Here is an 8,880-nt window from a genome sequence, read left to right on the forward strand (position 1 = left end):
GACCCTCGGGGCGGCTCATGACCCGCCGTGCCACGAGGGCGTGGGCGGCGGGGCGTGCAGGGTCCCCTCGGTCAGCCAGTCCTGCCCTCGGTCGTCCACCGGCGCCCCGGCCGCCCGGAGCCGCTGGGCGAGCTTTCGACGGCAGGCCGCGGTGTCCTCCAGTTGGATGAAGTTGCGCCCCGCCAGGTCGGCGATGGGGCGGTGCGTGCCTATGCGGACGATCACCGTCCGGGCCGGGGCGTGGGCGAGGGCCATGCCCAGTTCGAGCAGGACGTTGGGCCGCGCCTGCATTCCGGCCAAGGTCTCCTCGGGGGGATCGCCAGGGGCGCACAGCCGCGGGTGGAGCTGGACGGTGTCCTCCGGCGTCAGCAGGACCACGACCGCCCCGGCCTGGCGGATGCCCCGGGCCACCAGCTCCCCGAGGAACGGGCTGCCCTCCGCCGCGGACTCCACGAGGGTCTCCCATTCGAGCGGGCGCAGGCCGAGAGCGCGCAGAAAGGCGAACATCCCGGTCCGGATCGTCAACTCCCGCCCGTGGACGACGAAGACGTTGCGCCGCGCCTCGTCCGGCACCGCGGCTGACGGGGCCGGCTCCGGTGCCCGCGGGACCGGCACGGGGCCGTGTCGGGCCTCCCAGCGGTCCACGGCGTCCGTCAGGTAGCCCGCTTCGTCGTCGATCGCGGACGACAGCCACGAGGCCAGCGCGTGGTCGTCGGCGAACGGTCCCGTGTACGGCGGCGGACTGCCCAGGGCCCGGGCCATGTTGTCGGCGGCGATATCCACGGTGCGGCGCAGAGAGCGCAGCCGTGGCACCAGGCGGCGCGCCTCGGCCGGCGCGTCCGTCGAGTCCGGGAAGCCGGCGGGGACGCGGCCGCCGGGGCGTCCCGTCGTCTCGTCGAGGCGGGCCCGCAGCTCGGACGCCCGGTTGTCGCACCGCCAGACCCGCAGTTGGTAGCGGAGTTTGGCCGCGTGCAGCAGGTAGCGCGCGAGCGGGGGGATCGAGGTTCCGCCGGAGGACCAGCACCAGGCGCTGGCCCGCACCTCGTCGTCCGCCTCCGCCACCAGCAGGAAGTCCCGCCGGTACCGTTCGTCCCCGCCCGGGGCGAGTTCCCACAGGTGGAGCCCTTCCTGCCCGGCGACACCCTGCGTGTGTCCCCCGGGAGTCCGGAGCGTAGGGGGAAGCAGGCCTCGCACGGCAGGTTCGGCCTCGGCAGGGGCGAGCGGCGGGGCCGAGCCGCCGGTCGACGCTGGCAGCCGGGCGAGGTAGACGCGTGCCTCGCCGATCAGTGCCTCGGTCCTGCCGTGGGACACCGCATCCCACTGGCGTGTGAGCAGCCGCCACCCGGGCCGGTCGTGTCGTGGTGCCAGGGCCACGGAGAGGGACAGCACGTCGTGGTGGCGCCGCAGCACCGCCTGGTAGTCGTCCTCGGCGTTCTCCTGTGCGGCCAGCGTGCGCACCTCGTCTGTGCCCGGCGTGGCCTGGAGCAACTGCGCGGCCGTCGCCGGAAGATCCCGGGGCAGGCCGCTGCCCGGCAGGGCCCGGTCCATGGCGAACAGGTGCCGACAAGCCGTCCACAGGCCCCTCACGGCGTCGTACGCGGCCGTGGCGCGGGGGCTGCCCAGGGGGGCCACGAGGTGGATCACGAGATGCTCGTCGAGAAGTTCCGGCGCTGCGCTGACCGGTGCGGCGGGAGTCTCAGCCACTGTCGGAGCCGCTCGATTCCACCGGGATGTCTGTCCGGGAACCGTCTCCACCGGTGGTGAGTTCGTGCAGAAGGACGTTGACGCGCTCGCGCAACTGCGGTTCGGCGCCCTCTTCCCGGGGCACGGAGCCGGCCCGGACGACCCGTGAAGGAGCGAGGTCCTCCAAGGTGGTCGTGGCGTCGAGCAGTTCCTCGGCGCCGCCGCCGCGGAGGGCGAGCGCCAGGGCGTCCACGGACCGGCTCACCTGCTCCCAGTCTGCGGGCGGCAGCCGCCACCGCAGTACCTCGTTCAGGGCCTCGACGGCGTCGTCGTACTCTGCGGCGCTGTCGGACGCCGTGGTCCTTCCGTCGTACACGGACATCCTGGGGGACTCCTCCTGATCCGTGTGGGGGCCCTCGATTGTGGCACCCTCCTCCTGCTCGCGGAGGAACCTCGCGAAGAGCGTCGGCCCGACCCCGGCGATGGCGTCGGGCCGGACCACGAGCCGCAGTTCGGGGCTCACCGTACCGATGCGGGAACGGGCCAGGAACGAGCGCACGACCGTAGCCAGCGACTCCTGAGGCCCCAGGCCCTCGACGCGCGCGAGCCCGGCGCCGACGAGTCCGATCGCCACGGGGCGGCGCCGCCCGTGCCGGGCGGTGTGCTCCCACAGGCGTTCCATGCCGTGCGCCAGATCCTGTGAGGAGGAACGGGCGGCCAGATCGTTGCCCATGCGGCTGTAGGCGACGCCGAAGATCTGCTGTTCGCCGGCCCACAGGGTGACGATCGTGCCCAGGGGATAGCGTGTGAGCTTGCCGAGGCGCTTGTCCGACCTGGACTCCACCGAAACCGCCGGGACATGCCGCAGCTCCCTCCGCAACTGGTCGTCGAGCCGCTTGCGGTCCCCGCGGAACAGGATGCGCAGTAACTGGCCCTGGAGGCTGTCACGGTGGATCACCCGGTCGTCCGTGACGGTGTCGAAGGTGTCGGTGAACCCGATCACCAGGTCGGCGTCCGACTGGTGGAGGAGATCGCCGGAGACCAGCGACACCGAGGTCCGCATGCCGGGGAAGTGGTGCCGGGCCAGCACGGCGCCCTCCTCGCGCACACGGCTGCGCAGCTCCGACACCGTCAGGTCGAGGGCGAGGTCTTCCGGGAGTGACTCGGCCAGCCGCTCCGTGACGGCGAGGGCCGCCGCGTTGTCACCCACCGCGGTGTGGGCCCGTGCCAGTTCGCGCTGCGCCGTCTCGTGCAGGGCGTGCAGACGTGCGATCGTCCCGTCGGCGAACCCGTAGCCCTCCACGTCCTGGAGGGGGCGGCCCCTCCACAGGTCCAGGGCGTGCGACAGGCCGGCGACGGCCAGGGCAAGCGGCAGCCGTCGGGCATCGCGCACCAGCTCCTGGAACCTCCACAGGTCCACTTGGTCGGACCGCAGGGCCAGCCGGTACGTACTCACCCTCCCCGGTTCGGTGACGATCACAGCGGAACCGTCACCACTGCCCCGGTCGAAGAGCCGACGTAGCATCAGGACCCGCTTCTGCACCGCCACCCGGTCTCCACGTCGCGGCGGCGTCACGCCCCAGACGTCGCGTGCCACCTCGTCGACCGTGACCGGCTCTCCCCCCGCCACGGCGAGCCGGGCCAGGACGGCGGTGGCCAGCGGAGGCGGTGTGCTCACCTCGGCACCGTGGTGCACCCGGGTTCTGCCGAACAGTGTCAGTCGCAGATCGTTCACGTCGCCCCCCGTCGCCCGTGACAGCACGGCCCCGCGCCAGTCTAACGACGCATCAGGCAACGGCGGTAGCGCGAGGGAAGCAGACGGGAAGCGATTCGGTGCTTGCGGCGGAAGCAGCCCGGCGCGTTGACTTCGGAGGCCCAACAGCCAAGGTGAGAAAAGGAGTTAAAGATGTCCACGACAGAGCAGAACGCCGACCTGACCGTACGGATGGCGGCCGTGGTAGGCACGGGCCGCGGCCCCTTGTCGGTGTCCGTGGCCACGGGCGAGGTCAGGTCCGTCACGGACCGCGTGGAGCGCCTCCGGGCCACACACCCGTCCGCGAGCCGCGGCTCCTGCCTCTCCGGGTACTCCACCTGGGGCGACTGACCCCCTTCACCCGTGCCCCGGGGCCGCGTCTGGCGCGGCCCCGGGTTCTCCAGAACTGGAGTGCGCATGCTGACCACCGGAATCACCCTCTCCGTTCGCTGTGACGCCTTCCACCCGTCGGACGTCATGATCAGTTCGGGAACGCGTCGGCTGGCTGATGTCCCCGGGACGGCGGCAGACCCGACGGCCGTCGTCCCCAAGGACGACTGGCGTCCCCTCGTCCGTGCCGAGTGGGAGCTGCTCGACCCCGCACCGGCTACCCCGCTGAACCGGATGCTGACCGTGCTCGGTCTGGACACCGACTCGCTGGAGGCCTGCCGTGGCGAACTGCTGCCGGTGCTCGCGGCAGCCCGCGAGGGCGACGCGAACGAACAGGCGGGGCGGCGCGGCGCGGTCCTCGGCCGGGTCCGTGAGCGGGTGCTGGACGCCGTCGGGTCCTGCGTCGGCGCACGCAGCACCCGTCAGGGGGCCAGCGACAGCGTGGTCCACGGCTCCGGCCTCGTCTCGACCGCGTACAACTATGAGCAGCGCACCTTCATGGGTCTTCACCTGGACAACCACGAGGAGCTCCCGCTGACCGAACGGCACCGCTCCCTCCTCCTCACGGTCGCCAACCTGGGGTTCACCGACCGGTACGTCCACTTCGTCAACCTCCGCACGGCCGACCTGGCGCTGATGCTCGCGGCGACCGACCGCGCGGTACCGCACACCAGCCACGCCCTGAAGAACGCCTTCTTCTCGGCCTTCCCCACCCACCCGGTGCTGCGCGTGCGGCTCAGGCCCGGCCAGGCGTACCTCGTCAACACCCAGGACGTGCTCCACGACGGCGCCACCAACACCGAGGGGTTGCCGGACGTCTCCTTCCTCACGGCCAACCGCCTGACCGTCGCCCCACTGGTGCGGGAGGCCCGATGAACGCGCCGCGTCGCCCGGCCGCGCCCGGCCCGATACGGCAGGTGGTGCTGCAGTCCACCGGCTTCTGCAACATCGACTGCGCGTATTGCTACCTGCCTGACCGGCTCACGAGGACCGTGATGCCCCTCGACACCGTGCGCGCCACGGCCCAGGCACTCGCCGGCAGCGGTCTGCTCGCACCGGCGGTGGAGGTCCGCTGGCACGCCGGTGAACCGCTCACCGTGCCGAGATCGTTCTACTCCCAGGCCCACGCACTGCTGCGGCAGGCACTGGGGGACCGCACCCGGTTGTCGTTCTCGCTCCAGACCAACGGTGTGCTGCTCGACAGGGCGTGGGCAGACTTCCTGCAGCACGAGGAGGTGCGCGTGGGCGTCAGTCTCGACGGCCCCACGCAGGTACATGACGCGCACCGCCGCACCCGCAGCGGGGCGGGTACCCTGGCCCGCGCCCTCAAGGGCGTGTCCCACTTGGTGGGGGCGGGACTGAGCTACGACGTCATCTCTGTCGTCACCCCGGCGACGCTCGCGCACACCGGGGCCTACCTGGACTTCATGGCGGAGCTCGCCCCCCGTTCGCTGGGACTGAACCCCGAGGAGACGGAAGGGGGCAACGATTCCGGTCTGCACCGGGCCGACGGCTTCGAGCCGGAGTACCGGGCCTTCCTGCACCGCGTCGCCCGGTGGTCGAAGAGGACGGGCGTCGAGGTGCGCGAACTCGCGGCGATGCGACGCCACGTCCTGCACCACGCCCTGCCCATCCGCAACACGCAGAACGAACCGCTGTCCATCGTCACCGTGGGAGCCGACGGCCGGGTGTCGTCCTTCTCCCCGGAACTGTTCGGCTGGATGAGCGAACGATACGGGGACTTCGTGATCGGCCGGGTGGACGACCCCGGCTTCCGCTTCGACCGCTGGCCGGAGACCTTCCGGCTGCTGACGTCGGACGTCGAGCGCGGACGGGCCGGCTGCGAACGGTCCTGCTCCTACTACGCGGTGTGCGGCGGCGGCGCTCCGGCGAACAAATGGGCCGAGTGCGGAGACATGGCCGCCACCCGCACCGCGTTCTGCTCGCTCGGGGTCATGGCCGTCGCCGACGTCGTGCTGGACGAGCTCGAGACGGCGCGCCGATGAGCACCCCGGCGCCGAGGATCACGGTACGCGGCGACTGCCCCCCGGCCACCGAGGACGCCGTCCGTGCCGCACTCGCCGACGGACGGGCCGATGCCTCCCGCGTCGCGGCTCTGGTCGATCTGCCGGGACACTTCGTGGTCGCCGCCGAACTCCCCGACAGCGACGTGATCGTGACCTCCCGTTCGGGGGCCGTGGCTCACTACTACGACACCGTCACGAGCCGCGTCCACGGCGCGAGCGTCACGGACGTGCTCACCCTCGCGGGGCGCGCGCCGCGCTGGAACGCCGCAGCCCTGGCCGATCACCTGGTCCACGGCCATCCGCTGGGTGACGCCACGCTCGACCGCGACATCCTCCGGGTACCGGCGGGGGCTGTCCTCACCATGTCCCGCCTCCGCGCCGACCTGGTGACGGTGCCACCGCGGACGCGCGAGCCCGGACCGCCGAGGGTCGCCGCCCGAACCGCCCTCGCCGCGCTGCGCGCCGCGGTCCGGGACGCTGCGCGCATCCCGTGCGCCCTCTCGATGTCGGGCGGCCTCGACGCCCGGCTCCTGCTCGCCGCCCTCCTGGCCGACGGCATCAAGCCGCGCCTGCTGATCTCCGGAGTGGTCGGCTCGTTCGACCGCACCGTCGCGCTGGCGATCGCTCGGGACTTCGGCCTGCCCCACGAGGTGCACGTCGTTTCCGAGTCCGCGCTCATGTCCAGCGCCAAGGGCATCACGGCGGCATCGGACGGACTTCTGCCGATCAGCAACTGGGCGGGGATGGCGCACGTCGCGGAGGCGGGCGGCACCGAGCCGGTGCTCTTCGGCTATCACGGCGAGCTGGCCCGGGCCTACCATCTGCCCGCGGTGGGCAGGCGGGCATTGCTGTGGGCCAACCGCCCGGCCGCGCAGGCTCCCGCCCATCTGCTCGAACGCGCGGGTGGGCATCCCTTCCTGCCGGACGAACGGGATCGGCTCGCGGACGAACTCCGGGAGGCCCTCGAGCCGGAGGCCCAGAGGGAGCGGATCCGGGCGGCGCTGCCGGTGGGCGCCATGCGGGGCACGCTGCTCGGGGCGTCAGAGGCGTTCTTCCGCACCCAGTACGGGCACCGAAAGATCGCCGCCAACTTGGCGGCCATCGGCACCTTCAGCCGCTGGCGGGTGCCCCTGTTCGCCCCCGACTGGAGCGACGCCGTTCAGGCTATGCCCCGTGACGGGAAGCTGGGCGACCGTTGGCACCGCTGGGCCATCGGCCTGCTGTGCCCGGCGCTGCTGCGCTACCCGGAGGAGCGCTACGGTGCCACCACCTCGCGCCGCCCCCCGCTCCGCTACTGGTTGAGGGGACCCGCCCTGCCGAGCACGCCGTTCTACGTGGACCAAGTGCCGCTGCGGACCCGGAGTGAGCTGCTGGCGAGCCTGGCCGACACCGACGCCTCGGCACTGGCGCCGCTCCTGGACCCCGACCTCGTGGGTGAGCTGGTCCGGGCGCAGACGGGGACGTCGGCCCGCTCCCACCTGTGTTTCGCCCTGAGTGCCCTCGCCGGCTGGAGCCGGGTCGCGACGGGCCGGCCGTAGTGGCGGGCTCGTTTGTCGCAGCGGTTGGCGAGTGCCTTGCTCTGCCTGAGCCGGTTCAGTGGACGTCAGATCCGATCTTCCCCGGTCCGTGATCGCTCGATCGCGGTCCTGAGCGCCGCACGACTCCGACACCCTCGGGCCGGCCGAGATCGAAGCGCGACTCGCGGACCTGGCCACCACCGCCGAGGTCATCGCCGAACTCGCACCCGCTGGAAGGCGACCGCGATCCATCCGAGACGAACACGGCCTACCAGTCCATCGTGAACATCTTCAACCTTGACGGCCACTCAGAACGCTGTGCGGACATTGCCACGGCCTTCGCCCGCGATGCAGAGCCCCGGTTGCAGGCGGCCTATCCCGATAGTGGCGGGCGTGTCAGTAGCCGTAATGGTCGGCCCAGGCGCTGCCGCAGCGCGCCCATGCGGCCCGGGTGCCGTCCCCGGCTATGCCGTCGATTGCGCCGGTGTAGCCGTAGTACTCCTTCAACATGCGCTGCAGCGCCTTGATGGTGTTGGGTCCGACGATCCCGTCGATGGCGCCCGTGTACTCGTGGTATTCGCGCAGCGATCGCTGCATCGCTTTCCAACTGTCGGTGCCCAGGTAGCCATCCACAGCCCCAGGGCGGTAACCCCGGACCTGGAGATGGTGTTGGATTCCCTTGGCCTGCCTGGCGTTGAGCCCGAGATTCTCGACTGCCTGTGATGAGACCCGGGTGGTGACGTTCAGCGGCGTCTCGCTCGGAGCCGCGGCGGCGGTGGCGCTTGCGCCGACGCAAGCGCCGACGCAAGCGCCGACGGCGATTCCTGCGGCAGCGACGCCGCCGACCATCGTGTGCTTCCAGGTACTGAACCTCATGCTCTCTTCCTAACCGTAGGAGGAACAAGCCTGAATGAGCGGTGCACCAAGAAAGCACGCTATTGCCCAGATGATCGTCGGAGAAAGGCCGTCCACCGGACGTTGACCGAGAACTGCCGCTGCCAGCAACGCCTTTGAGGTGTAAAGCCGCCCGGAGCCCTCAGTCCGCCGAAGCGGGTGGCACGGGCGCCGGGATGGTCGGATGGCCGCCGGGGGAGTGGGAACCGGCAGCATCTGGTCTGCCGGGGCCTGGCTCGTGCCCTGTGCCGGGAGGCCGGCGCTGGCCGTGGGCGGGTCGACTACAGCTATGCCATCGAGCGGGAGATCGAGTACGCGGCCGCGATCCTGTCGACCCGCCTCGTCCACGGCGACCGGCCGGTCTCGCACCCCGGCCAAGAATCTGGTCCGTGGCTGGTCCGGGGGCGGTCCTCGTGCAGGTCGACCATCGACATGAGCGCCCTGTCGCCTACCTGCAGTGACAGCCGGAGCCGGACTGCCCGGAGCGTGACGGCCTCTCCAGGCAACCGACTTCAGGCTCTAGAAGAACCCGAGCTTCTTCGGGCTGTAGGAAACCGGGACTGCTGCATGATCGGGTGACAGCGGGGTTTATGCAGCCAGAGCTGCGGGTGGGGTC

Annotated in this window: 7 protein-coding genes; 4 read left to right on the forward strand and 3 right to left on the reverse strand. The window is 71.6% G+C overall.

The genetic code is table 11. The features are described 5' to 3' along the window. Nucleotides 1–15: 15 nt before the first annotated feature. The gene (locus IE145_RS33950) at nucleotides 16–1,755 is read right to left on the reverse strand and encodes a CATRA conflict system CASPASE/TPR repeat-associated protein (protein WP_373296602.1); all 1,740 of its coding nucleotides are present in this window, start codon (nucleotides 1,753–1,755) and stop codon (nucleotides 16–18) included. Then, the gene (locus tag IE145_RS18490) at nucleotides 1,697–3,361 is read right to left on the reverse strand and encodes a CATRA system-associated protein (protein ID WP_189526282.1); all 1,665 of its coding nucleotides are present in this window, start codon (nucleotides 3,359–3,361) and stop codon (nucleotides 1,697–1,699) included. The genes IE145_RS33950 and IE145_RS18490 overlap by 59 nt, the downstream gene beginning before the upstream one ends. A gap of 228 nt (nucleotides 3,362–3,589) precedes the next feature. Here IE145_RS18490 and IE145_RS18495 point away from each other — a divergent pair, with 228 nt between their 5' ends. From IE145_RS18495 to IE145_RS18510, 4 genes are all read left to right on the forward strand, one after another. Next, nucleotides 3,590–3,787: a hypothetical protein gene (locus tag IE145_RS18495; RefSeq protein WP_189526284.1), complete on the forward strand. Its 198-nt coding sequence runs from the start codon at nucleotides 3,590–3,592 to the stop codon at nucleotides 3,785–3,787. A 66-nt stretch (nucleotides 3,788–3,853) separates the two neighbouring features. Further along, nucleotides 3,854–4,702, forward strand: a complete 849-nt coding sequence (locus IE145_RS18500) for a hypothetical protein (protein WP_189526286.1) — start codon at nucleotides 3,854–3,856, stop codon at nucleotides 4,700–4,702. Further along, nucleotides 4,699–5,832 carry a cyclophane-forming radical SAM/SPASM peptide maturase GrrM/OscB gene (gene grrM / locus IE145_RS18505; RefSeq protein ID WP_189526288.1) on the forward strand — a complete coding sequence of 378 codons (1,134 nt, stop codon included), beginning with the start codon at nucleotides 4,699–4,701 and terminating at the stop codon, nucleotides 5,830–5,832. The genes IE145_RS18500 and grrM overlap by 4 nt, the downstream gene beginning before the upstream one ends. After that, the gene (locus IE145_RS18510) at nucleotides 5,829–7,391 is read left to right on the forward strand and encodes a hypothetical protein (protein WP_189526289.1); all 1,563 of its coding nucleotides are present in this window, start codon (nucleotides 5,829–5,831) and stop codon (nucleotides 7,389–7,391) included. Before grrM ends, IE145_RS18510 begins: the two co-directional genes overlap by 4 nt. Nucleotides 7,392–7,766: 375 nt before the next feature. On the opposite strand, the gene IE145_RS18515 is transcribed toward IE145_RS18510, so the two are convergent. Next, on the reverse strand, nucleotides 7,767–8,246 hold the full coding sequence (locus tag IE145_RS18515) for a peptidoglycan-binding domain-containing protein (protein WP_229825634.1): 480 nt from the start codon (nucleotides 8,244–8,246) through the stop codon (nucleotides 7,767–7,769). Between the last annotated feature and the right edge of the window lie 634 nt (nucleotides 8,247–8,880).

Origin of the sequence: Streptomyces sindenensis, from assembly GCF_014649035.1 — a bacterium.
Lineage (GTDB): Bacteria > Actinomycetota > Actinomycetes > Streptomycetales > Streptomycetaceae > Streptomyces > Streptomyces sindenensis.

Coding starts and splice junctions, on each gene's coding strand:
- IE145_RS18495 (WP_189526284.1), top strand. CDS start 3,590: ATGTCCACGACAGAGCAGAACGCCGACCTGACCGTACGGATGGCGGCC.
- IE145_RS18500 (WP_189526286.1), top strand. CDS start 3,854: ATGCTGACCACCGGAATCACCCTCTCCGTTCGCTGTGACGCCTTCCAC.
- grrM (WP_189526288.1), top strand. CDS start 4,699: ATGAACGCGCCGCGTCGCCCGGCCGCGCCCGGCCCGATACGGCAGGTG.
- IE145_RS18510 (WP_189526289.1), top strand. CDS start 5,829: ATGAGCACCCCGGCGCCGAGGATCACGGTACGCGGCGACTGCCCCCCG.
- IE145_RS18515 (WP_229825634.1), bottom strand. CDS start 8,246: ATGAGGTTCAGTACCTGGAAGCACACGATGGTCGGCGGCGTCGCTGCC.